The sequence below is a fragment of the Bartonella sp. MM73XJBT.G genome (assembly GCF_028618435.1).
Lineage (GTDB): Bacteria > Pseudomonadota > Alphaproteobacteria > Rhizobiales > Rhizobiaceae > Bartonella.
On record NZ_JAQISW010000007.1, the window covers coordinates 24,602 to 50,354 of the forward strand.

Consider the following 25,753-nt stretch of genomic DNA (forward strand, 5'->3'; position numbering starts at 1 on the left):
CTGTATAAATTAAATCTCTAGAAATATTAATATAAATGTTGCAATTAGGGGGCATTTTGCATTCCTCATCGGATATTTCTTTATTTTCCTACTCCTGTGAAGTGGTCGCTTTTTTCCAAGGTGAATTTAGGTTGGCACGATCATACTTTTGCCATCTCCTTACGCCCCATCTTTGGGCCTCATAAAAGAGCAAGCCGGTAGTATAACACACTTGTCTCGAATAGTTCTTTGTTCTTAAGACAGTTCATAAGAGGTGTTTAAAGTCTTTTTTGTATCATCTTATTCCATGCAGAATTATCCACATTTTAATGTGTAAGTGAATGGTTTTGATTGATTTAACAGGGAACGGCTTTGGAATGAAAGAATCTTACAATATCTTGGGGCTCATTCAATATAAATGAGTAAATTATCATTATAAATCAATATATTAAGCAAGATATTTGAAGGTTCAAAATTGAATAATTTATGGGGGCTGTTTCTTGTTTGATTTATTTTATAAGTTTAAGATTTTTCTATCTGTTCTTCAGTAGGATTGCGTAGGCGCGAACTTTGAAGAAGCCCCTGTTCTTCCAAAATAGGGTAGATCATTGAGGTCAACAGAGAGTTAATTTGTTTAAGATCACGGACAGTATCAAGATGAAGGCTGGATGATTCTACATTTTTGAGATCCCCCTCACGTAAGCGTTTAAAATGTTTTAAACTCATCTCTTTTTCTAAGTTTCGTAGTTGATCTTTTTTTTGGACCAATAGATGGGCAGTGTGAGTATCACGGGAGACGAGAACATTAAATGCGATATGCGCGTTGGCCAGTACAATGGCGTGGAAACGAAGGAGATCATTCCAGCCTTCGTTGCTGAACTTTAGATTTTTTTGTTGCTTCTTTTTAACCAGCATCAGCATATTATGAATAATGATATCGCCTGCTTGGTCTAATTTTATACAGGCGCCTAAAAGTTCTTGTGTTTGAAGAGCTTCTTCATCCGATAATTTTTGTCCTGCTAATCGTGCAAGATAAAGTTTGATGGCGATATGTTTTTTGTCCAATATGGTGTTTAGTTGATTGAGCTCAGCAATAATATTGGGATCTGGCTCTTCATAAAGTCCCATGATTTTTTCTAGCATGATGTCGACAAGATCACAAATATGAATAACCTCACGCATGACATTGGAGAGCGCTAGAGCTGGGCGTTCAAGAACGCTATCGTCAAGAGCTGTTTGATCCGATAAATTGAGCGTTTTATCGGTTTGCGTTTTTTTTGTACTCATATGAACGATTTGAGTGGTTAATTTTAAAACCCATTTTGAAAGCGGTATTCCAGCGAGGAGAATGAAAACATTAAAAATGATATGGGCGTTGATCACTTGAGTAGGGGCGTTGTTGCCAAGCCATGTGATAGGTGGTTGAAAAGACAGATATAAGATAAGCACAAGGATTGAACCAGCTCCACGCATGAGTAAATTCCCCAAAGGAACAAGACGGGTATTCGGAGAAGCATTGCGTGTTAAAAGCGGTGCTATAAGAGAAGAGCCAAAGTTGACACCAAGAACCATGACAACGCAAAGTTGTGTATGGATAAGGTCGTAGTTGGCAAAATTAACCAGTAAAATGATTCCTGCAATGGATGAATGCAAGAGATAGGTTAAAGCCGCAGCTAACAAAAAAGTTGAAACAGGATCGGTTGAAAGGTAACGAATGATGTTCGGCAAAATTTCACTATCCCGCAAAGGTTCTGTCGCTGTACTGATCATTTGTAAAGATAAAATCAAAAGACCAATACCGATGACAATACGTCCTATTTGACGCCACTCACGTTTTTGTGTTGTCATGAAGATACAAGTACCAATTAAAAGACAAAGGGGCACAACAAGTGTGAGGTCGTAGGTGAGAATTTTAACAACGAGTGCTGATCCTAATTCTCCTCCACGTACAGCCATAAGTCCTGCTACTCCAGAGACAAAACCAGATTCAACGAAAGAACCAACGAGAAGCGTTATGGCTGTAGAGCTCTGTAAGATCATCGCTGTAAAAAGACCAAAACTTACAGCAAACAATGGTTTTGAAATGACGTGGCGCAGGTTATATTTAAGCCTGTCACCATAGGCGCGTTCAATTCCTGTACGCACCATGCGTGTCGCCCAGAGAAGTAAAGAAACAGCGCCTGCAAGATGAAGGAGTACCAATGAACCATTCATGATACTTTTTCTTTCTCTTTTGTTTATGAATAGGGTTAACTCAAAATTGATAACTTGAAGTTTATTGCTTTTACTTTGCTTTTGCTTTGAATGCTTGATTAAAATCAGAACCGCTTGGATTTTGAAAAACCTTTAGACCAAAACAGTGAAGAATGGAATAAAGATGATCGAAAATATCACCTTGAATTTGTTCATAGTCTAGCCAAACAGTGGTATTCGTAAAGCAATAGATTTCCAAGGGCAAACCATTTTCTGTAGGGGGCAGTTGTCGGGCCATAAAGGTCATATTGGGGTTGATGTTGAGATGCTGTTGTAGATAAGCAAAAACATAAGCACGAAAAGTTCCAATGTTGGTTAAACGGCGCGTATTGGCTACAACGTCATGATTTTTATCTAATTGAGCGTTCCATTGATCAATTTCTGCTCTTTTTTGCGTGAAATAATTTTCTAATAAATTAAATCGGGAAAGATATTCTTGTTCTTCTTCTGTGAGAAAATGAATACTAGATTGATCAATAAAAAGAGAGCGTTTGATGCGTCTGCCACCTGATTCTTGCATTCCACGCCAATTTTTAAAAGGATCGGTTACAAGCTTACGAATCGGTACTGAGGTGATAGTGTTGTCGAAATTTTGAACTTTAACAGTATGAAGGGCAATTTCAATAACATCACCATCAGCACCAAGATTGGGAATTTCAATCCAATCACCAACACGAACCATATCGGTGGATGAAATTTGAATACCGGCAACAAGAGAAAGAAGTGTATCTTGAAAAATTAACATGAGAACTGCGGCCATTGCACCAAGACCGGAGAAAAGAATAAGAGGGGAGCGGTCAATTAATGTGGCGACCATTAAAACTGCCGCAATCGCAAAAAGTGCAATTTTAGCAATTTGAATATAACCTTTTATTGGTTTTAGTCGGGCTGTTGGCCGTTGTTCGTAAAGGATGTTAATGATGTTGAGACAGGCAGAAATTGTTAGAACAACAAAAAAGATAATGAAGGCATTGGCAACATTATTGATGACAGTGCTGAATGCATCGGGCAATGTTGGTATAAAATTAACACCGACTGAAAGAATAAAAGCTGAAATGATATTTGCTAGGTATTGAATAGCATTTTTAATATCAGTTGTTGTATTCTTGGGGAGGAGAGAAGAAAGTTTTTTTGCTCCGTGGATGAGTAATTTTCGTCCTGCAAAGTTGATTAAAAGGGCAAATATAGTAAGAATAACAAGCCAAGAAATAGCTTCTAACCACGGATATTGAACAATAAATTCGATCACTTTTTACTCTCCATTTCTAAAATTATAGGCAGTTGAGAGATTAAAATTTTACAACTGCTTAAGAGGAAGTCTTGGAATTATGCTCTAAAGTCGTTAAATATGCAAAAAAGAATTTTTAAACTCTGTGAGAGATAATGCGTTTCCCGTCTGATTTTCTTAATGAACTGCGTAGCAGACTTCCAATTTCAACAGTGATTGGTCAACGGGTGGACTTTGATCCTCGAAAAAGTAAGCCTTCACGGGGAGATTTTTGGTGTTGTTGTCCATTTCATGGTGAGAAAACGCCCAGTTTTCATTGTGATGATCATAAAGGGCGTTATTATTGTTTTGGTTGTGGTGTAAGCGGAGATATTTTTACCTTCCTGTGCGAGCTTGATGGATTGCATTTTTCAGAAAGTGTCGAGCGTTTGGCTGATTTTGCAGGAATGAAACTCCCTATTTTGGATCCACAAAGTCATCAACGTCAAATGGAAAAAGCTGACCTTTATGATGTGATGAAGATTGCGACAGATTTTTTTCAATATCATTTACGCGATCAAGAAGGTGTGAAGGCACGTTGTTATCTGGAGGAACGTGGTGTTACGCAAAAACTTATAGAGCGTTTTCGAATTGGTTTTGCACCGGTAAGGCGTACAGCTTTGAAAGAAGCTTTAAGTGCTCGTGGTATCTCAATAAAGCAAATGGAAGAATGTGGACTTCTCACAGCGCATGAGGAGGGGGGGGCTTCTTATGATCGATTTAGAAATCGCATTATGTTTCCTATCGAAGATTTGCGTGGACGTGTGGTGGCTTTTGGAGGGCGTGCGTTAGAAAAAGAGAAGCGCGCAAAATATCTTAACAGCCCGGAAACAGTGCTCTTTCATAAAGGAAATATACTTTATAATGCGGCAGCGGCTCGCAAAAATAGTCGCTTTGTTGGCGATGAAAAAATTCATTCACTTCTGGTTGTCGAGGGGTATATGGATGTCATTGCTTTGACTAAAGCCGGTTTTGAGGGAGTCGTAGCACCCTTAGGAACAGCATTGACGGAAGCGCAAATTGAGCTTTTATGGCAGATGGGCAAGGAGCCTATTTTGTGTTTTGATGGTGATGCTGCTGGTTTAAAGGCTGCTTTTCGCGTTGCTGATCGGGTATTGCCTCTTTTAAAGGTGGGGGTTTGTGTCCGCTTTGTTTTGTTGCCACAAGGAAAAGATCCTGATGAAATTGTTTGTGCTGGTGGTGCGTCCCTTTTTTCTTCTTTTTTGCAAAAAGCCATACCTTTGATTGAGCTTTTATGGTGGCGGGCTACCTATGGAAAGCATTTTGAAACGCCAGAGGCACGAGCGGCGCTTGAAAAACAACTCAAACAACAAATTTTTACGATTAAGGATGAAGATGTCCGTCGTTATTATTTGCAAGATATAAAACAACGCCTTTTTGATTTTTTTCGTCCCTCTTTTTTTAAAAAGAAGGGGGGAGGGCGCTATGAACAGGTTTCATCCAATAGGATCTTTAAAGATCAATCCTTTTCTCTGTTAGAAAATTCTGAAATAGTGCGAAATTCTTCACAGGCTATACCTTTACGTGAAGCTGTGATTTTACTTACTTTAGCTTACTATCCTGAGTTATGGCATGAAAATTTTGAGATTCTCTCTGAGTTAGAATTAAAAAATACACAATTGATGTATTTTCACCAAACGATGCTGGAAATTCTTGGGAATCAGCTGCTTCATGATAAAGAAACAATGGTTGCGTTCTTAGAAAGAAGAGGGCAAAAGGCTTTATTAGAGCGTATGAAACATCTTGTGCAAAATATTGGTATGCGTATTATCTTTGCTGGAGCTCCTATAGAAGATGCACGTGCTATATTAAAACAAGCTGTCTACTTGCATCTTCAGGAATACCACCTACATAAGAGGTTACAGGATATTGAAGAGCAACTTGTAGAAAATCCTAAGAGTGAGGTTTTTGATCTGCTTCGGGAGATAAAAAATGAGCTGGAGCAGATGCAGGCGACAGAAGCATTAATTGAAGGGTTTGGAAGTTGGTTGGATGAAAAAATAGACGGGAATACACAAGATACGATAAAATGATTCGCTTTTTTAGTGCGAATCAGTCACTTAAATTTTAGATAAGGAAGTGTATGTGGAATGACATTTTCATAAAGATGATAATGAAATTTTAGAATGAATTTTAGGAAAAGCGGGAAATTGGTTCTTAACGATAGGGTACAGAGATTATCTCAGAAGGACTGAGAGGTGTCGGGGAAACTTCTGGAGTTTTCCCGCGTTTTTGTCTGGATGATAAGTTTATCTGGATATTAAGGCATATACAAAATGTATTCTTTCCAATAGTAATCTCTTAAAAGGAAGTATATATGAGAAGCTGTTGGTCGATTTAAGTGAGAACAAAAAAGCTGGTCACATGGAAACTATGGTTACATGGAAGCTATGAAGTGATCGAGTGGAGTTTATGGTATGGCAACAAAGGTTAAACAGAAAGATAATACGGAAGTAACAACCCAAGCGAGTTTGGAGGGTCCTCTTCTTGATTTTTCTGATGATGCCATCAAGAAAATGATTAAACTTGCCAAAAAAAATGGTTACGTAACGATGGATGAACTCAATGCTGTTCTTCCTTCCGATGAGGTTACGTCCGAACAAATTGAAGATATCTTGGCGATGTTTTCTGAGATGGGGGTTAATGTTGTCGATGATGAGGATGAAGTTGAGTCCGAAAATTATGAAGACGAAGTTACGGTAGAGGGGGGGGATTTAGTAGAGGCCTCTAGCCACGCACTTGCAACGACAACGAATAAACGCGAAGTAACAGATCGTACGGATGATCCGGTGCGTATGTATTTACGTGAGATGGGAGCTGTTGAGCTTCTGTCACGGGAAGGCGAAATTGCCATTGCTAAGCGTATTGAGGCAGGGCGTGAGACAATGATTGCGGGACTTTGTGAGAGCCCTTTAACTTTTCAGGCCCTGATTATCTGGCGTGATGAGTTAAAAGAACAGCGCATTCTTCTTCGTGAAATTATTGATCTTGAAACGACTTATGCTGGTCCAGAAGCAAAACAGGCTCCTGTTATTGAGCGAAGTGAAGTTGATAAGATAAAAGAAGAAAAGATGTCTTCTGCTATACGTAATATGGGGGAAAATATAGGAGAAAGAAGCATTGAAGACGATGATGAAGAAGATGATGATGATGTTAACTTATCCCTTGCAGCAATGGAAAATGAACTTTGTCCTCAAGTTATGGAAACATTGGATTTTATTGCTCAAACCTATGTAAAATTACGCAAATTACAAGACCAGCATGTTGAAAGCAGTTTGGCAGAGCGTAAAGAGGGGGCTCTTACAGCTTCTCAAAAGAAAAAATATATTCAACTAAAGGGTGAGTTGATTCAAGCCGTAAAGTCTCTCTCTTTGAACCAAAATCGTATCGAAGCTTTGGTTGAACAGCTTTATGACATCAATAAGAGATTGATTCATAATGAAGGTAAGCTGAAACGAATTGCGAACAGTTATGGCATTGGCCATGAAGATTTTTTAAAGGAATATCAAGGCCGTGAATTGGATGCGGATTGGATGAATTATATTGCCGCTTTGCCTGCACCGGGTTGGAAAGAATTTTCAATGCGTGAAGCAAAAGAAATTCAAAAACTGCGGAGTGAAATACAAAATCTCGCGCAAGAAACGGCTATTTCTATTGGTGAATTTCGCCGGATTGTGATGCAGGTGCAGAAAGGTGAACGCGAATCAACCATTGCGAAAAAAGAGATGGTCGAATCTAATTTACGTCTTGTCATTTCAATTGCAAAAAAATACACGAATCGTGGTTTGCAGTTTCTTGACCTTATTCAAGAGGGAAATATCGGTTTGATGAAGGCTGTGGATAAGTTTGAATATCGGCGCGGCTACAAATTTTCAACTTATGCCACATGGTGGATTCGTCAAGCCATTACGCGGTCAATTGCAGATCAGGCACGTACTATTCGTATCCCTGTTCATATGATTGAAACAATTAATAAAATCGTTCGTACTTCACGTCAGATTCTCCATGAAATTGGACGAGAGCCAACACCAGAAGAATTATCTAGCAAGCTTTCTATGCCGTTAGAAAAAGTGAGAAAGGTTCTAAAAATTGCAAAGGAGCCTATTTCGCTCGAAACACCTGTTGGTGATGAAGATGATTCTCATTTGGGTGATTTTATCGAGGATAGGAATGCATTATTACCCATTGATGCTGCTATTCAAGCAAACTTACGCGATACGACAACACGCGTTCTTGCTTCATTAACACCACGCGAAGAACGTGTTTTGCGGATGCGTTTTGGGATAGGGATGAATACAGATCATACTCTAGAAGAAGTAGGACAACAGTTCTCAGTTACAAGAGAACGCATTCGTCAGATTGAAGCAAAGGCACTTCGTAAATTGAAGCATCCTAGCCGCTCACGAAAATTACGCAGTTTTCTCGATTCTTAAATAAAGAAATTGGTGCATTTAAATCATTTTCCCTTTCTTCTTCATAGAGGAGGAGGTTTGTTACTGTGTACTTAGAGATTTTTTGAGAAAAATATGGGAAGACTTCAAATAATCTAGAAAACTTACGATATTTAACGTTTTTTATAGCTTTGAGGTTTTGTACTTCTCTGTTTCAAAAGAATAGATATAAGGCAAAGAATGGTCATGAAGCAGAGAGGTGAGGGGAGCTTTTAAGAAATGAACGATAAAATATTATCTTGCCTGGAGCGGTTCGTTTTTTTAAAGATGGGATATCTTAAAAATAAATTTACCGTACAGCGTACTGTCTTTTTGATGAGAAAGATGTATTCTTTGTAAGAATTATTCACTTGTTTTTACACAACGCATTTTACTCCTTGTCAGTTTACAAAGGGATTTTTCAATGGGTTATATTCATTTATATGCGCTATTTTTTGAATATGCCTTTTTTCTTCAGATCAATTTTAAGAAAATTGTATGAAGTAAGCATTGAGCTGAATCTTTTTAAGAGACAGAAATCAATAAAATTATAGAAGTTAAACTTCTAATTTTTTCTTTTTTATTAATCGTTTTAATTTTAAAAAGGTGTGTCTGAGTTTATGAGTAGAGAACTTCCTTTTTGGAAAGTAAAAAAATTAGAAGAACTTTCCTTTTCTGAGTGGGAAAGCCTTTGTGATGGCTGTGGTCGTTGTTGTCTCCATAAAGTTGAGGATGATGATACGGGCGATCTATATGGGACTAGTATTGCTTGTCGTCTTTTAGATGGGGAAACTTGCCAGTGTCGAGACTATGTTCATCGTAAATCAATTGTACCAGATTGTATATCGTTAGATATTACAACAGTTAAAACGGCGCGTTGGCTTCCAAGAAGTTGTGCTTATAAATTAATTCATGAAGGAAAAGATCTCCCATGGTGGCATCCATTGATATCAGGAGATTGTCAGACGGTGCATAACGCACATATTTCTGCACGTGGATACATAGAGATCTACGAAGATGAATTGTCATCTGAAGAAGATTACCTTACTCATATTACTGGTCTCCTATGCGAAGGCCAGTAATATGAGCGTTTTATAGAATGGTTGGTGATTTAATCGATCGCAAAGACGACAGTGATACTCACATTATAATTTAATTCACCCCCGGCAAAATTTGTATCTGCGTAGCTTGCATCTGCTGCTCTACTCATGAGACGCGGGGTTGGACGATAGTAATCATCTTTTTCATTGATTTCAATAATTTTTCCTAATTTTAAATCAGCCGCTTTTGCTATTGTTTGCGCTTTTTCAATGGCTTCAGTAATGGCTTTTTTACGTGCTTCTTGATAAAATGGCTTTGTATCTGCGTTGGTAAAAGTGATGCCATTCACTGAATTAACTCCCAAGGCCATTGCTTGGTCAAAGATTTTACCAGCATTGTTAAGATCACGAATGCGTACAGTTAAAGAATTTGAAACGTGATAGAGTTTTTCATTATTCTTTTTTTCGTGGGACGACTGATAAATAGATAAACCTGATGTTTGTAAATCATTGGCTTGGATGCCATTATTTTTAAAAGCTTTTATAATATCGTTGACTGATTGATTATTGGACGCTAATGCTTTCTGAGCTGTTTTATCATGGGTGACAACGGCGAGATTAATAATTGCCATATCCGGTGCAGCTTGACTCTCTCCCACTGCGGTCACTGTAATCGTTGCATCTCTTTTATTTTCTTCAGCATAAGCACGTACAATAGTCAACGAAGTTGCTAAGAGTGTGAATATTAATATAGCTATTTTAACCAAAGAACTCTTCAATGGTTGAATTTTCTTTTCTATCATATCTATTCCTTTACATTTGTTATGACTACTCTCTCATTTTTGAGAGTTCTTGTAAAGAAATTAGGGCATTAGAAAAAAAACCAATAGAAAAGAGAAAAAGATGGGTTATAATCCACGTCAGCTCTTGTATCATAGAGCATTTTAGTTTAGAGAGAGACCACCTATATGGGGCCTGTAGCTCAATTGGTTAGAGCCAGCGGCTCATAACCGCTTGGTTGGGGGTTCGAGTCCCTCCGGGCCCACCAATAGGGGATTGTCCAATAGGAAAATGAATACTTAGTGAAAGTTTGAAGATGCTCCTTTGCTTCGTTTTTTGATTTATTTCTCCGTTTGTTCTTGATTGTTTTGTCATTTTTTGTTGCAGTGTTTTTCTATAAATCATTTTAATATATAGAATGATGATATACTTTTCAGTCTCATCAAAAAAATGCTTTCATTTGCAACATTGGGGAAATCTGGATTAATTTGATGTGTGTTTCTGCTTACACTCTTAATTCATATACTGTTTTTTACTTTATTCTGTGAGATGTTTTTCATAAAGTAGGAGTTTAACCTCTTCATGAGGTGAGTTTGTTTATGCTTGTTCTGCAAATGACAGGATCGAATAAAATCAAAGCTAAACATTGTGTTTGTTCATAGCAAATGTCGCGGAAAACGGTGAGTGTTAATCCACTTTCTTTGAATGATCTCTACCTTTTGAGACGTTTGAATAACATCTTCTGCCTCATGCTCAAATTGTTATTGAACTCAGAAAATCTTTTTTTACCTTATTCTCATAAGGAATCTTCCGTATTTTGGTAAATCTTCCATTTTTTTATTTACGTGAGAGAATTTCTTCCTTGTTGTAAATCTATATACAATTTACGTATGGAGATCATAGGTGATGATTCATTTTATTTTTTTAACATCGCCATTTTTATTCATGATAGAGAATCAGTATTTAAAGAGTGTTTTTAGAGGGAGATTGCTTTGTAAATGCATTACAGGGTTTTAGGGAACATGACTGTTTATAAGGACTTATTCTTATAACATTGTTATATTCTTATTTTGTAATATTGTTTAAAAAACATAGATGGTTCTATGTAGAATAAGATTATGGTATATTTTTCTTTTGAAATAAGCTTCTTCGTATTCTTTTATAAAGAGTTCAGGGGTATCTTCAGGGATATTTTCACATTAATTTGTTATTGGTCCGAATCACAAGATTTTCGTAATATTATGTGCGTTGTTGATAGATCGTACCAATTTTCATAAGAAAGTTTGGATCGAGCGATGCTTTCTTTTTCACCATGGTACATAACTCATAGAATTTTATCTTATTTTATAAAATAAGTTTGTACACAATTGCTTCCATACTGCCTATTGCAAATATTTTTTTCTAAGGTATGAGATATATTTAAACGCTTTAGCGTTATATTGTTTGACAATATGGAGTGTGACTATGAAGAGTGATGAAAAATTTGAGACGACTTTATCGGATATTATTGTTAAATGGGAGTCTTTATCAACCTCTCAAAAGCAAGCAATATTGGATAGAGTAGAAAATTCTACAACTGCTTCTCATTCAACAGAACATTTAAAGCCTCAATCTTCTTTTTATCTCCAGACGAAATCAAAGCTATAAGTTTTAAGTCTTCATCGGAGATGTTGAAGCCAGTTATGACATATATGGCGCTAGCATTTCCGAGTGTGTTTAGAATAGCCATCAGTTTATCGACTGAAGGTCTCTTGCCTCCTTTTATCATTTGTTGGACATAGTTTTGTCCACATCCTGCTGCTCTGCTTATTTCGATCATTGTCCGTCCGTCACTTTTTATCAATTCAATTAAGCGTTGGAACCAATCTTTTTCAGTCTTTGTCATTTTTAGACCTTTACACATTTACGCTATAGCGTTAATATTGCATCGCGAATCCATAATATATGATACAAGGAGCGTGAAAATATCCATGCGTAGCTCTTCGCTAATGAAGCATATAGAGTTGTTTTTAACTAATAACAAAATGTCCCCATACACTTTTAGATTCGAATCAATAAAAATGGTTCCTTAGTTCCACGGTTGTGAAGAAATCAGCGCGTATACCAGAAACGGTAATACGCATGCGTGTTTTCATAAGATTTCGCTGTGATAGTATACGTAGCAGCATTATAAATCAAGATATACCCCAACATCAGCATTTGTAAAAATTCTGTGTTAAGTCGATATGTGAGTATATGATGAAAGCTTTACAGCCTTAAGATATAAAATCGTGATTATAGAAAAAACATAAATTCATAGGTTTAAAATGCTCATTTCTCTTTTATTGTAATAAATTAGGTCACTATCAGATGGTATGTCGTATGTATGTGTTAAAAAACTTTGGAAATATCAAAAAAAGTGATTTTGCTGTTTTTATAGAACATAAAAATAATTTGGGGCACGAAGATGGTTGTGTGGGGAATAGAATATACGCAACCAATAGTTCTATGAAGATGGGGGTACTTTTGATGATACGACAGTTTATAATAAAATCTGTGTTTATGACAATGCGCTAATATATGATCGTCTAAGTTGGTCAATAATTTGCATGTTTATGAGGGGGGAGAATTTTTTGTCATTTGAATATGAGTGGAGAGGTATATGTTTATACTAACGTAGTCGTTTTGGGTTAAATTTTGAATGCTTAATATCTCAATATATTGAAGTTTATAGAGATACTCGTGATTATAGAAAGGCTCGTGTTTATAATAATGTTTTGGTTTGTGGTGATGTAAAAATTTGTGGGAAGGTAAAACTACTTTACAGAAAAGCTGTGTTTTGTGACACTGAAGATTTTTGTAATAACGAAAAAATTTTCACATACATCCATATTCCATACAGCGAAAAGAGGAAGATAGGGACATTTCAAAGAAGGCGTGTATTGGTTTTATCACATTATTCGTTTTGTTAGGAGTTCCTTATTTTTTATATTTTGGATCAGTAAATATGTCGAAAGTAATTGGTGAGAGCGTGTGGATTTAGACGCTTTCAGAGTGTTTTTTGCGTCATTTATCAATGTTTTAATGGAGAAAATAGGAATGCCGAGGGCGATTATTCGCACTTGGAATATGTGGTTTATTGCCTTCTTTTTTGATGGAGGATGAATCAAAACAAATTGCTTAAGATGATCACTTGAGCGGTAATGAGAGGAGATCAAAATGAGTGTAAACGAAATTTTATTGGGAGCAATGATTGTTGTTTTGTTGTTCAGTGGAGTTATATTTCGGTTTTCTTTATATTATCGCAGTCAAATTAAAGCTCTAAAAGAGGAATCCAGAAGGATAAAGCATGAGTTTTTGAGGGATTCTATGAAGATGACTGAAGAACGAGATAGAACTCTTAGAGAGCAAAATATGGTGATTAAAAGACGTGATAAAGCAATTGAAAAACTAAAAAAACAAATTAGGCAATATGAAGAAAATGAAAAAAAATATCAAAAAGTGCTTAAATCTGAAGATAATAAAAGCTAATCATATTTATATTTTGCATCCAATTTATCCATTAAAGGATTTTTAGATGCGTTAGAAAGATTAGAAATAATAAGAAAGAGACATGACTTTCATAAAGTTTATAATGATGCTTATAGAGAGGTTGTTTTGGAAAAGAATATTCAAGGTTGCTCTGATCAATAATTTATAAAATCGTTAAAGTTTATAGAAAAGTAATCGTTGGCGACAAAATAAAATTTATGATACTGTCCCAGTTTATAGCTATGCTAGAGTATTAAAAAGGGGATCTATACGGTCCGGCTATTGTTGTGGTGGATTTATATTATTGTAGAAAACAATTTTGCGTATTCTTATTAGGTTTTAGGTATAATGTTTCGATAGTTTCAAGGAATAGGCATAAAAAATTGCATGATAATAAAAAGAAAGAGATATTTTATTTTTATGATGATGAAGGGATAAGTCAGTTATGATAATTCGATATAAAATAGAACGATAAATGCAAATGATATTGACAGCTAGGAAAGCACTTACATTCCCAATTTATAATTTATTTTCTCTTCATGGACGTTTGTTCTATGAAGAGACGCAGGGCTTGTGGAATTTTCTGCTTGATAGATGCTATCAAAATTCAATTATATCTGAATATAACACACACTCTACAAACATTTAATTGTTACGCACACGTACTAAAAATAACGCAAAAAACTCCTTTATTGAGAAAAAATCAGTTACCTCTCATTCATTACAAAAATGCAACCAGCAATCTCATTATACAAATTAAACTCTTAACCTTAATGGTAAGGAATGTTAAGACTGCAGTTCTTTAATAAGAGCTTTATGGGTAATTTCTTTGATTTGCTCAATATTCATTAAGATATCTTGTTTTGTTGGATATCCTTTACTCGAAAAAGCAACTTTTTGTGCATCTCCTGAGATTAAACGCCAATACCACTGATTGTGAACACCTTGAAACACCTCAAAATACATGTTTCCACCTCATAAAATAGCTGATAATTTTCAGGATGAATACTCAACTAACCCATTTACAAATACTAATGTATGTCTCTATAGGAAGTCGTCAATATATTCCCCTTAAATTTTCTGACCTTTAAAAATAATTTCTATGAGAGCTATTATTCTTCTAACAAGAAAAAATTTCTTGTCAATAAGATATGAATAAGAATTTTATACTATAAAATTATTTTTCTAATTTAATGACACTATATGTTCATTTACAATACAAATATTTTTCTTTTACAGAAGTAAATTTTATAGAGCGCAAAAACTTCCACCAGCATTGACAGAGGAAAGATACTAGTCTCCATGCTGGTGGCGCTTAATCACTTCTTGTTTTTTTGAAGTAGGCGTTTATTGATTAGCAATAACTTCTTTTTGGGATACGCTTCGAATGAGTAAATCAATGAATAAGCTAAGGGTATAAGAATTAGACATTTTGGCTTTCATATCGATCAGAGAGGTTGCAGTTTTAGGGTTAAGGCCATTTGATAAACCTTGTCTTGATAAATATTGCTGCAATTTTTCATAAGAGCTGTCGATTTTTTCTTGATTTATTTTTTCATTACGATCACACTTGGTAAGTGTTTCTTCTAACCCCTCAATTTTTTTTATAAAATAATTCCAGTCAAAATCACCTTTTGTATATTCGGTGTCAAACATTTTTCCTTGTCCGGTTAAAAGCCAATTAATGTTGACACCATATAACGTGCGATATGTTTGTAAGACACTAAGATTGGGTTCTCTCTCTCCACGCTCATAAAAAGCAATGGAATTTTTTGTCATACTAAAACTTTTAGCTAAGGTTTCACGTGATGGATCGCCTAAAGCAAGACGTACATAACGTAAACGTTTTCCAAATATGGTTTTTGATTCAGTTTCAGGACGTGCCACGAATTATCTCCCTCAGTAAATCATCATGGTATAAATCATTAAATAATAAAAGCACACTATGTATTAATATTCTATGACACAATGTCAATATTTATCGTTTTAATTTTTCTTTATTTTTTTATTTTAATGGATAAAAAATACTCTCTCAACTCTCTTGTGTTGACGATTAACATTCATTTCAAAACAAAATTCTCTGTTTACTGCATTTGTCTTTTGCTTTTTTGAGAAAATTTTCATGTAACTTTACCATATATATTCTATACACCTCTGCATTAAGAGATGCAACTTTAAAGAAATACAAGCTTTTGATTTGTATTATGTGTGTTCTGTAAGTGAATTAGAAAATAAACTTTGAGGAATGATCATGTCTCTATTACGCTATTTTGGTTTTGCTTTTTTTTTCACCATTATTGGTGTCTTTTTAGGAGGGGCTATCGGTTGGTTTGAAACGGGAAGCATTACTGGTTTTTTTAAATATTTTTTTATTTGCTGTGTTTTAGGGGTTTTGGAAATTTCTTTATCCTTTGATAATTCTATTATTAATGCACGTGTTCTTGGTAAAATGAATCCGTTATGGCGTCGTCGTTTTCTTATATGGGGTATTTTGATTGCTGTATTTGGGATGCGGATTGTTTTCCCGTTGTTAGTAGTTGTCGTGGCTGTTGGAATTAATCCAATTGCGGCAGTTAAATTAGCAATAGGGGAACCACATCGATATGCCGAAGTTTTAACCAATGCGCATATGGGAATTGCCGCTTTTGGAGGAACTTTCCTTATGATGGTTGGTTTAAAATATTTTTTTGATTTTGAAAAAGAGGTCCATTGGCTTGATGTTATAGAGAAACCTGCTCAAAAGTTTGGAGCACTTGTTGGAATGGATATTGCAATTGTTTTGATTTTGATCTTATTCATATCAGGGCAGATTGGGGCGGAAGATAAAGTCACTTTTTTATTGGCAGCCCTTTATGGACTTTTGACTTTTATAGCTGTTGAGGCTGCCGGTCATTTCTTGGATTCTTCTAAGAAAACTTTGACGACAGTAGCTCAAGGGGGACTCGGGGCATTTCTTTATTTAGAAGTTCTCGATGCGAGTTTTTCTTTCGATGGTGTGGTTGGTGCTTTTGTTTTTTCACACAATCTCTTTATTATCGCAATTGGTCTTGGAATTGGTGCATTTTACGTTCGTTCTATGACAATTATGTTGGTCGAATCAGGTACATTATTGCATTATCGTTATTTGGAGCATGGTGCTTTTTATGCAATTTTAGTTCTTGCCGTGATTATGTATCTGCAAACGATTATATCGGTTCCTGAAGTCTTAACAGGACTTGTGGGAGTCTGTATTATTGGAATGGCATTGTATTCTTCGCTTCGTTTTAAACGTCGTCAATTGGATAAACATGTTGCGTCTTAACTAATAAAACTTCTATTTTTTTCATAATTTTGTTTATCGCATATTCGTAATAGAATTAATAGAAGAGATTTTTCGTGCAAAACAAAATGCCATTGTCTTTCTTAGTGGAGTCCTTATTTTAAAGTTGAATCTATGACGTGCTTCTTCCCGTGAAGGGATAATGTAAAATCTCTTGGATAGATTGAACTTAAATAAAAGGTGCAAACGGGCATTATTATTTTTATCCGCTTTAAGGATGTCGACAGCTCTTGTATTTAACGATGTATAAGAGGCATTTTTGCTGCTTTCTTGAATGATTTTTATTTTTATATTGATCCTATTTGTGGTGTGTAAGAGAATAGTTCATTCATTATAAATTAGGTTTGAAATGAGAGAATCTTATCCTATTCTAGGTTTCTCACTTAATATGAAAAAATATGCAAAGAATAATTTATTTCTTATAAATCAGTGCCCTTATAATAGATCGCTAGAAAACAATATTTTAGGAAACCATTAACAGTTCGATACCAGCTTCGTTCATCGTTTTAAGCATTGTGTTCAGGGATTCGTTTACATCAATACCAGCACAGGCATTTAATGAAACACTGACTTGAAAACCATATTGTATGGCGTGTAGAGCAGAAAATCCAACACAAAAATCTGTTGCTAAGCCACACATAACGAGCTTGGTAAAACCATGTTCTTTGAGATAAACTTGTAAACCCGTTGGTGTTTTTTGATCATTTTCAAGAAAAGCAGAATAACTATCCATTTTTTGATTATAGCCTTTTCTAAGGATAAGTTGTGCCTTTTCTACTCTGAGAGATGGGTGAAATTCTGCTCCTTGTGTTCCTTGTATGCAATGATCAGGCCAAAGTATTTGAGGACCATAGTCAAGATTGATGGTATCATAGGGCTTTTTTTCAGGATAGCAGGAAGCAAAGCTGCAATGGTTTTGGGGGTGCCAGTCCTGGGTTAAGATAACGTGATCAAAACGATTAATGAGATTATTGACAGTGGGTAAAATAGCATCACCTTGTGGTACTGCAAGTGCTCCACCAGGTAAGAAGTCATTTTGAACATCAATGACGAGTAAGGCTTTTTTTTCCATAAATATATTCCTATAGGAGATGAGCTTTTATCGTATTTTTAAAAGCTATATTTCGTCTTGAAGTTTTAAAATGGCTTGTTGAAGATTGATCTTATTTTTATAATTATCAAGCCAAAAGAGGGGAATAGGTAAGTTTTTACAGTTTATTTTATAGTTTTTTACGAAGTGTAACCACGTACCAATGGGAAGCGTACTGTCGTTATTTGTTGCGACGTGTTGACGCAAAGCTTTCATGATCATTGGGCTTGGGACGTCAGATCCCATAAGGCGGCAGTCGTTTTGTAAACGCAATTTAAGCCACATCAAGGCAAGGGGTGAAGTCCATTGTTTCCCGTAACAAAAAACTGATGAAAAGAGGGAAGGATTTTTTACTGCGTAATGCAAAGCCCATAAAGAAAAAAAAGAAGGCGCATAGAGAACTACTTTTCTTTCTGTCTCCATATTACATTGATAGGTTGGTTTAATACGGTAAAAATATAATGTTATATCTGGTATGGAAAAGAGGGGTAATGTTTGATAACATGTTTCTGGTACTGCTAAAAAGATTTTCTTTTTTCTTCTTGAAGGGATGTTTTTTTGCATTTAAAACCATACTGGGGCTTGTGAGATAGGAAAAAATGTACCAATATTAAAGCGAAAAGCTTTTGAGATGATGTAAGCTCTATTTACTGTACAGTTTCAAAAAGCGAAAGCAGTTTTCTCAAAATCCTGATCTTTAATATCGCACAATATAAAAAGAAACTTATATAAAGAGAAATTTATGGCACGTCAATTTATCTACCATATGGCTGGGCTCAACAAGTTTTACGGCAATAAAAAAATTTTAGAAAATATTCATTTGTCTTTTTATCCAGATGCGAAGATCGGCATTTTAGGACCAAATGGTGCGGGTAAATCGACTATTCTACGGATTATGGCTGGGCTAGATAAAGAATATACAGGAGAAGCATGGCTTTCTGAAGGGGCACGTTGTGGCTATCTACCACAGGAACCTTTGCTTGATGCAAGTAAAGATGTGCGTGGCAATGTGATGGAAGGTGTTGCGGATAAACAGGCTATTCTTGAGCGTTATAACGAATTGATGATGAATTATAGCGAGGAAACGGCTGATGAAAGTGCAAAGCTTCAGGATATTATTGACAGTCAGAATCTTTGGGATTTAGAAAGTCAAGTGGAAATGGCGATGGCTGCTCTTGGTTGTCCGCCTGCTAAGGGTGATGTGACAAAACTTTCGGGTGGTGAAAAGCGGCGTGTGGCGCTTTGTAAATTGCTTTTGTCAAAACCTGATTTGTTGCTTTTGGATGAACCAACAAACCACTTAGATGCTGAAACGACGGCTTGGCTTGAAAGGTATCTGCGTGAATATCCTGGCGCTGTACTTTTAATAACCCATGATCGTTACTTTCTCGACAATGTTACGGGATGGATTTTAGAGTTAGATCGTGGTAAAGGTATCCCTTATGAGGGGAACTACTCTGCTTATTTGGGGGCTAAAGCTAAGCGTTTGGCTCAAGAAGGGCGTGAAGAGGCGGCGCGTCAACGTGCTTTATCACGTGAGAAAGAATGGATTGCTTCTAGTCCAAAAGGGAGACAAGCAAAGTCAAAAGCGCGGATTAAAGCTTATGATGAGTTGGTTCAGGCGGCACGTGAACGCCGTCCTGGAGAGGCGCAAATCATTATTCCTATTGGAGAAAGATTAGGGCAGGTTGTTATTGAAGTTGATCATCTCTCTAAAGCTTATGGTGAACGTGTGTTGATTGATTCTCTCTCTTTTAAACTTCCCGCTGGGGGCATTGTTGGCGTTATTGGGGCCAATGGTATGGGAAAGTCGACCTTGTTTAAAATGTTGACGGGACAAGAACAGCCCGATTCAGGTCAAATACGGATCGGTGAAACAGTTCACATGAGTTATGTGGATCAGAGTCGCGATTCCTTGGCTGGGGATAAAACTGTTTGGGAGGAGATTTCTGGCGGAAATGATATTATTAAGTTAGGCAAATATGAGATGAATAGTCGTGCTTATTGCGGTGCTTTTAATTTCAAAGGGACCGACCAACAGCAAAGGGTAGCAAATTTGTCAGGAGGGCAGCGCAATCGTGTCCATTTGGCTAAACTTTTAAAAGAGGGGGGGAATGTGCTGCTTCTTGATGAACCGACAAATGATCTTGATACTGAAACGTTGGGTGCATTGGAAGATGCATTAGAAAATTTTGCTGGTTGTGCAGTGATTATATCGCATGATCGTATGTTTCTTGATCGATTGGCAACACATATTTTAGCCTTTGAAGGTGATGGTCATGTGGAATGGTTTGAAGGGAATTTTGCTGAATATGAGGCTGATAAAGTTCGCCGCCTTGGGGCAGAATCCCTTAATCCTAAGCATGTAAATTATAAGCCTCTTACACGCTAGAATTTCTTAATCTTATTGGAATTTTATCGAGAAAATAAGTGTGTTGTTGTGTTAATGATATTCATCAATAAAGTCGTGTTTGCTTTGTGAAAGTTTTTATTCATTGAAAAAAGGAGAGACTGTTTATGAGTCCATGGTGTAAATAACGCCATTCTACTCGTGATATAGTTGTTCTTATTTATAAAGTTGCCATGAAGAGGGAGAATCTTTTTATGGAAAATGCTATTCTGCAAATGCTCTGGTCATAATGAAGATTACGCATTGCCTCACGCTTTTGTTTATTGCGTTCTTTAATGGGGGGCACGCCCCTCATGGAAAACAGAACGCCACCCAGTTGCCAATTCACGTGCTTTTTTTAAAGAGACGTTTTTCAACGCTCCTAAAACCCATTTCGCGACGACGCCCGTGAAGAGTATAACGATAAAGCCCCATTGAGCACTCCCATCTTTACGCTTGTGGAGAAGCAGGCCGGCACCATCAATTATTATTTACCAGCCCCCAATGTTGCGACAGCCCTAGCATTAAGACGGTGAGTGGTTTTGATTGATTCAAGATAGAGAGATTTGAAATGAGATAATCTTACGTTATTCGAGGGTCTAATTCAATATGAATAACGATAGATTATTATTATAAATCAATTGGTTATATTAAGAATGAGCGTCTTTTCTTAAAAAGCGAAAAGTAAAACTATCTTATTATTTATTCTCTCTCCATATTGGATCGTTTTTGTTTTGAGATAGTTATGAAGAGGCATTTTATTTACCTTCATGTTTTTTATCTATAGAGCACTGTTTTTGAGGTGCTAGAGAATGGTTTTGTTTGATTTACCATGAATAGGTTCGAAATGAGAAAAAATTACGATAGCCTTTTATTTAAGTTAAAAATGATAAGTAACTATTATAAATCAATATATTATAATTATTTTTGGCAATGAAATAAGAGCTATTCATCTTTTGTAGTGGCCCATTTTTTTCGTAGTGTGATAAAAAGTGGTAACGAAATAGATAAGAATATGCGCATTATGCTTGACTTTTGTTCCTATAAATAAATCTTTATAGGAAAGGTTAGGGAATAATTATGAAAAAAAGTGCAAGTTTAGATGCGATGATTGTGCTGCTGAAAGCAGTTGCAGAAGTGAGTCATTTACGTATTCTCAGACTCTTAAATCATGAAGATTTAACAATTCCTGATTTTATTTTTATTCTTAATCAGTCGCAAGCGTGTATATTGCGACATTTGTGTTTATTGTACGAAGCACGATTGATTGGGCGTTATCAGAAGGAAGGTTGTCTTTATTTTAAGTTTTGTCATGATTTTTGGGGTAAAGACATTGTGATGAGCATTCTTTCATCTTTGCCAAAGCATGATATGTTGTTAGCGCATGATTTAGAGCGTTTGAAGGATATCAAAAAGCAGCGTCAAAAAACGAGGAAGAAACATTTCTTACAAAATACATCGCAATGGGATGTCTTGCGATCCTCTTATGTGGCAGATCAGAGTATTGAAAATGCTTTACTTAAAATCGTGGGTGATAAGCCATTTCAGACGATGCTCAATATTGGAATGGGGGGAGCTTCTCTCTTAAAATTGTTTTCTGATCTTTATACGCATGCGGTTGAAGTTGTGCTTAATCGTGATATTTTGCATTTGCCTGTTGGAGAGACAACTTTTGATTTAGTCATTCTTCATTGGGTTTTACATTTTCTTGAAAACCCTGAAATGGTTCTTCATAAGATATCAGATGTTTTACGTCCTCATGGGCGTTTATTGATTGTGGATTTTTGTTATCATAAAGTTGAATCTTCACATCCTGATCAAGAGCGGATACACCTTGGATTTTCGGATTCACAAATAGAACAATGGCTTAAAAATGCGGAACTTGTTTTAGAGCAAACGATTTGTCTTACTCCTATACAAAGTAAAAACAGTGAAGTGTGTGGGGTAACAATTTGGCTTGCTCGTGATCCGCGTTTATTGGTTGATGATATTAAAGATAAACAAATCAATTTTGCATAAACCGTGTTTGTTAATATGCTTTATTCTCTATTTTTCTCAAGGAATAGCGCAGTGATAAAACTTTATTCAATTATTGAGAAGTTATTATTTTTTGTATTATGTCTTTATATAAGGTATTGGTATTTCATAGCGGCGTGGAGGCCTGTGTAATTCTTATAGAGTAAGGTTGTAAGAATTATCATTTCAGGTGTCTTGATATCGTGTTATTAATTCATCAATAAATTGATTTTAAAAGATGAATGATCTTTTAAAACTCCAATAAGGTCTTTCAATAAAAGAATATTTTTTATTTTAAATCTTTAATTTTTACAATCAAAAGGCATCTGTTTTTCTGTTACAAAGAGAGGTTTTTGTGTCAATAAAACCGTTTGAAAAAGGCATAAACCTTTCATACATATTGCTCAATATGAGAGCAGCTACAATATAATATGGTGGTGGTTTGTATCTTCATAAATGTCAAAGATGGTGCTTTTTAATTTTATCTTACAAGCATTCATATATATGCTTTGTGTTATATTTATAAAAATTAGATTGGTAGTGAGCTATGGGTAATCCGTGTTTGAAAGCAATAAGAAAAAGCATCATATCACATGAAATCTTTGTATTTCTTGATCATGAAAAATCATGAAGGTTATTAAATAAGTCCATTTTTCTTGCCAAAAGTGAATTTCTTTTTTTCTTATGCGGGCATCTTACGGTACAGTTTATGAATGATATAGCGTAAAATTCATGGAGCGGTGTCTTTTTTCGTTTAAATAAAAATTGTAAGCCTGCATCATCATTTTATTTTCAGTTTTCAATATTGTGTCATCCTTGCTTTAAAATGGCTCATCGGAGATATTTTGACTCTTTTTTTATTACTTTTATTCCTATGCCAATCTATTTATGATATTCTGAGAGTGTGGCTGTGATTGATTCAATATTGGAAGATTTAAAATAGGGGGTGCTTATTAAGATTGGGAACGGCCATTTAATATAAAAATGATCAATAATTATTAAAATCAATATCTTGATATGTGAAAAGAGTAGAGAGATTTTTGAATACAAAAATTGTTTTATTGATCATTTTGTAAGGCAGTTTAAGTGGTAAAGATTAAAAGGTCTGTATTTATCGTTTTTGTTACGATAGCATAGAGGGGGTGGTTGGCTATTGTAAGGTAGTTTATTGTTATTGAGAATGATCATGAGGCATGATTCGAAATAAATGCCTTTAGAATTCTCATTTTTTGTAAGCTGTTTCAATTCTCTTCATTGATGCTAGCAGTCAAGAGATTTGATAGTATTTTTTTAAGGGCTATTTTCAGAAACTTTTATGAAGATAGATAAGATTTTTTCTCTCTAATTTATTGTTTTATTTTAAATAATTTATCTGTTCTTTTGAACAGATATTTCTACTGTTATTGTATCAGACTTAAAGACGACGTTTTTCTTTTGTGGTGATCGCTGTTGGACAAGTGATTCTCCTGATTCTATTTTTTATAGGATGAATATATACAGATTACTTGTTTTTTAATGATGATCACTAAAGTTGTGAAAGAAATTATTATAAAAATCATGATGGTTGTAGATTCTGATTAATATTTTGGAGAATAAAATTGCTTCAAATTGGGTCATTTTAAATTTTTTTTGCCTAAATTACACCATTTTTAAACAATTTATAATTCTTTTTTGTTTTTTTGCGTAGAAGATGATAAGAATTTCTTGTTGTTTAAAGCATTTTATTCCATAGCAAGAATATTGCATCGGCTATCTTAGTGGTCGATGCGAGAAGACGATCGGGGAACCTCCTCCCCCCCCCCCCGCGTGGATCCCCTAGATCGTCTGGCCTGACTGAGGATTTCCTCAGTCAGGTTTTTTTATAAATTACTTTTAGGGCTTGGTAAGGTGTTTTCTGGGGCCTTAAAAGATGTAAAATTTATTATTACGTAGCATGTAGTCCTAGGGGGGAGATAAGAGTTCGTTGAGTGGTTCGTGTTATCGTGTTCATTTGCAATGATGAGAGTTTTTCTTTATTGAAAAATCGTTGAATGCTATAAAGAGAAACTGTGTTTGATTCTGTGGTCTTTAGGTAAGAGATAATGGGATTTTCCTCCAGTCGTATTGTTTTTATTTTATTTATATTTCTTCTTTTTGGCGTGTGCATTTTTGCTTCTCGCAGTGTTGTGGTTCATAAGTTTCTTTCTAGCTACCTATTCTCTTCCTCCTCCTCCTCTTCTTCTCAGCAGGTTGAGGTAACAGAGGCGTTATTGCTAGAGAGATGGGCGATGGCTTTTCCAGATATTATTGAGCGTCTTTCTAAGATGAGTCCTCAGCAGCAAGAGCTGTTTATTGAGCAAGTGCGTCGCAATGCGGTTTCATTTGCTTCGGAGAGTGGTCAGAGTCGTGAAGAAGCCCACAAGTTTGGTGAAACTGTTGCTATGGCTCTCTCAAAAGCGATGTCTCGTCCTTCCATTGCAAATGCTTATTTTTAATTATTTTTTTTATCGCGCTTTTGGGTTTGATTTTGATGGGTAGGGCTTTTTGTGATGTTTTGAAAAGTGCATGGAAAATAGTCAATTTGTGAGATCATTCGCAAAATTTATATTACCTAAAATGTAAAACAAGCGGATTATAAGAATCATGTTGTGATCATTACAGAGAGTGATCGCAAGTTTATAAGGGATGCTTCAGGTTAACTATATTGTCAATGGTTACAGTGACAAAAGGAATAAAAAGCAGCTTAAATCAAAACAGTATTTTCATTAAAGAGTGCGAATAATCTGATAGCGCTTATTGCTAACAAAGCAAAGGCATGGGTTGTTATAATAAAGCATATTAAGCGGATTTTATATGTCCGTTATTTTTTGTTTGAGTTAAGAGAATAGAAAGTTCTCAAAAGGCTTGATTTTCCTTTTCTTTTCTTGCGGATTTTAAGATGTTTATTCATTTGTACGATTTGTAAAGATGAGGTGCAAGACTGATAAGGTGATAATCTGGGATCAAGTAAAAAATATTTAGATGAGGATGAGAGGTCTATTTTCCTTCAAAAGGCTTTGAGGATATTGCATTTTCAAGAATTAAAAAACAGATAAAAATAATTATTAATCTTTGTTGTATGAACAAAGAAGGATGTTGTTTTTAATAGTCATTTTTCCTTTTATACGTGAAGTTTGAATCTCGAATATTGTGGAATTCTCTTGTTTTCAATCTGTTAAAGAAATCAAGATCAGTTTTTTACACAACACAAAGCAAGGGGACATTTGTGGATAAAAACTCTTTTTAGAAAGAAGCAAAAAGCTTTCTTTAAGTTATCTCAAATATCAAAGGCTGTTGCTACATTTTGAATTGATAAAGATTATGAGAATTTTGGTATATTTATGAGCTTTTTATGCACGATGCTGAGGTAAGAGATTGGTTTTGGGTTAATGGTTTATTGATGATAAAAAGTGTTGCCGGTTATTTATTGGCGCGTGAGAAGCATGGATAACGGTTTTTATTTTTTGTGAAACTTTTGCGATATCGAGGCTCTTCAATAAAGATGATTTTGTCTCTATTGCTTTGTTGAATTAATTTCAATAAAGAATTTAATCATTGCTTGTAAAAAATATTATGCCTATTTAAATTGCTATCTTTGTACTATAAAATTGGTGATACGACAGCAATAATAGAAATGGATC

The 25,753-nt window shown here is 35.4% G+C and carries 17 protein-coding genes, 1 tRNA gene and 1 pseudogene; 10 read left to right on the forward strand and 9 right to left on the reverse strand.

What is annotated here, in order from left to right; translation table 11 throughout:
- Positions 1–501: 501 nt before the first annotated feature.
- A complete protein-coding gene (locus PVV59_RS05380) occupies positions 502–2,193 on the reverse strand; it encodes a Na/Pi cotransporter family protein (RefSeq protein ID WP_273755084.1) in 1,692 nt (563 codons plus the stop codon).
- Positions 2,194–2,263: 70 nt separating this feature from the next.
- Positions 2,264–3,481: a mechanosensitive ion channel family protein gene (locus tag PVV59_RS05385; RefSeq protein WP_273755085.1), complete on the reverse strand. Its 1,218-nt coding sequence runs from the start codon at positions 3,479–3,481 to the stop codon at positions 2,264–2,266.
- Between the two features lie 134 nt (positions 3,482–3,615).
- On the opposite strand from PVV59_RS05385, the gene dnaG reads away from it, so the two are divergent.
- The 3 genes from dnaG to PVV59_RS05400 all read left to right on the forward strand — a co-directional run bounded on the left by dnaG (position 3,616) and on the right by PVV59_RS05400 (position 9,032).
- Positions 3,616–5,553: a DNA primase gene (dnaG, locus tag PVV59_RS05390; RefSeq protein ID WP_273755086.1), complete on the forward strand. Its 1,938-nt coding sequence runs from the start codon at positions 3,616–3,618 to the stop codon at positions 5,551–5,553.
- A 384-nt stretch (positions 5,554–5,937) separates the two neighbouring features.
- Positions 5,938–7,953 carry an RNA polymerase sigma factor RpoD gene (gene rpoD / locus PVV59_RS05395; protein ID WP_273755087.1) on the forward strand — a complete coding sequence of 672 codons (2,016 nt, stop codon included), beginning with the start codon at positions 5,938–5,940 and terminating at the stop codon, positions 7,951–7,953.
- A gap of 617 nt (positions 7,954–8,570) precedes the next feature.
- Positions 8,571–9,032, forward strand: coding sequence for a YcgN family cysteine cluster protein (locus PVV59_RS05400; RefSeq protein WP_273755088.1), 462 nt, complete (start codon positions 8,571–8,573; stop codon positions 9,030–9,032).
- A gap of 29 nt (positions 9,033–9,061) precedes the next feature.
- Here PVV59_RS05400 and PVV59_RS05405 read toward each other — a convergent pair whose 3' ends face one another.
- The gene (locus PVV59_RS05405; RefSeq protein ID WP_273755089.1) at positions 9,062–9,793 is read right to left on the reverse strand and encodes an SIMPL domain-containing protein; all 732 of its coding nucleotides are present in this window, start codon (positions 9,791–9,793) and stop codon (positions 9,062–9,064) included.
- A gap of 168 nt (positions 9,794–9,961) precedes the next feature.
- Between PVV59_RS05405 and PVV59_RS05410 the strand changes: the two genes are divergently transcribed.
- A tRNA-Ile gene (locus tag PVV59_RS05410) sits at positions 9,962–10,038 on the forward strand.
- Positions 10,039–11,234: 1,196 nt separating this feature from the next.
- The gene (locus PVV59_RS05415) at positions 11,235–11,417 is read left to right on the forward strand and encodes a hypothetical protein (protein ID WP_273755090.1); all 183 of its coding nucleotides are present in this window, start codon (positions 11,235–11,237) and stop codon (positions 11,415–11,417) included.
- Here PVV59_RS05415 and PVV59_RS05420 read toward each other — a convergent pair.
- Entirely contained in the window at positions 11,341–11,655 is a 315-nt protein-coding gene (locus tag PVV59_RS05420) for a helix-turn-helix domain-containing protein (protein WP_005773173.1), read from the reverse strand. The two genes, PVV59_RS05415 and PVV59_RS05420, sit on opposite strands and share 77 nt — an antisense overlap.
- 1,313 nt (positions 11,656–12,968) lie before the next feature.
- Between PVV59_RS05420 and PVV59_RS05425 the strand changes: the two genes are divergently transcribed.
- Positions 12,969–13,280, forward strand: a complete 312-nt coding sequence (locus tag PVV59_RS05425) for a hypothetical protein (protein WP_273755091.1) — start codon at positions 12,969–12,971, stop codon at positions 13,278–13,280.
- 786 nt (positions 13,281–14,066) lie between these two features.
- Here PVV59_RS05425 and PVV59_RS05430 read toward each other — a convergent pair.
- Together PVV59_RS05430 and PVV59_RS05435 are read right to left on the reverse strand one after the other, a co-directional pair.
- Complete coding sequence (locus PVV59_RS05430; protein ID WP_120122553.1) at positions 14,067–14,246, reverse strand: YegP family protein; 180 nt, start codon at positions 14,244–14,246, stop codon at positions 14,067–14,069.
- 381 nt (positions 14,247–14,627) lie between these two features.
- Positions 14,628–15,167, reverse strand: coding sequence for a helix-turn-helix transcriptional regulator (locus tag PVV59_RS05435; RefSeq protein WP_273755092.1), 540 nt, complete (start codon positions 15,165–15,167; stop codon positions 14,628–14,630).
- A gap of 364 nt (positions 15,168–15,531) precedes the next feature.
- Here PVV59_RS05435 and PVV59_RS05440 point away from each other — a divergent pair, with 364 nt between their 5' ends.
- Positions 15,532–16,581, forward strand: a complete 1,050-nt coding sequence (locus tag PVV59_RS05440; protein WP_273755093.1) for a DUF475 domain-containing protein — start codon at positions 15,532–15,534, stop codon at positions 16,579–16,581.
- 481 nt (positions 16,582–17,062) lie between these two features.
- On the opposite strand, the gene pncA is transcribed toward PVV59_RS05440, so the two are convergent.
- Positions 17,063–17,671: a bifunctional nicotinamidase/pyrazinamidase gene (gene pncA, locus PVV59_RS05445; protein ID WP_273755094.1), complete on the reverse strand. Its 609-nt coding sequence runs from the start codon at positions 17,669–17,671 to the stop codon at positions 17,063–17,065.
- A gap of 45 nt (positions 17,672–17,716) precedes the next feature.
- Positions 17,717–18,253 carry a hypothetical protein gene (locus PVV59_RS05450; RefSeq protein WP_273755096.1) on the reverse strand — a complete coding sequence of 179 codons (537 nt, stop codon included), beginning with the start codon at positions 18,251–18,253 and terminating at the stop codon, positions 17,717–17,719.
- A gap of 178 nt (positions 18,254–18,431) precedes the next feature.
- Between PVV59_RS05450 and ettA the strand changes: the two genes are divergently transcribed.
- Positions 18,432–20,081: an energy-dependent translational throttle protein EttA gene (gene ettA / locus PVV59_RS05455; protein WP_273755098.1), complete on the forward strand. Its 1,650-nt coding sequence runs from the start codon at positions 18,432–18,434 to the stop codon at positions 20,079–20,081.
- 196 nt (positions 20,082–20,277) lie between these two features.
- Here the strand turns inward: ettA and PVV59_RS05460 are convergent.
- Positions 20,278–20,625 (reverse strand): annotated as a pseudogene (locus PVV59_RS05460) (Arm DNA-binding domain-containing protein); the annotation flags it as partial.
- A gap of 533 nt (positions 20,626–21,158) precedes the next feature.
- On the opposite strand from PVV59_RS05460, the gene PVV59_RS05465 reads away from it, so the two are divergent.
- Together PVV59_RS05465 and PVV59_RS05470 are read left to right on the forward strand one after the other, a co-directional pair.
- On the forward strand, positions 21,159–22,097 hold the full coding sequence (locus PVV59_RS05465; RefSeq protein ID WP_273755100.1) for a methyltransferase domain-containing protein: 939 nt from the start codon (positions 21,159–21,161) through the stop codon (positions 22,095–22,097).
- Positions 22,098–24,175: 2,078 nt separating this feature from the next.
- Complete coding sequence (locus PVV59_RS05470; RefSeq protein WP_273755102.1) at positions 24,176–24,568, forward strand: hypothetical protein; 393 nt, start codon at positions 24,176–24,178, stop codon at positions 24,566–24,568.
- Positions 24,569–25,753 lie beyond the last annotated feature (1,185 nt).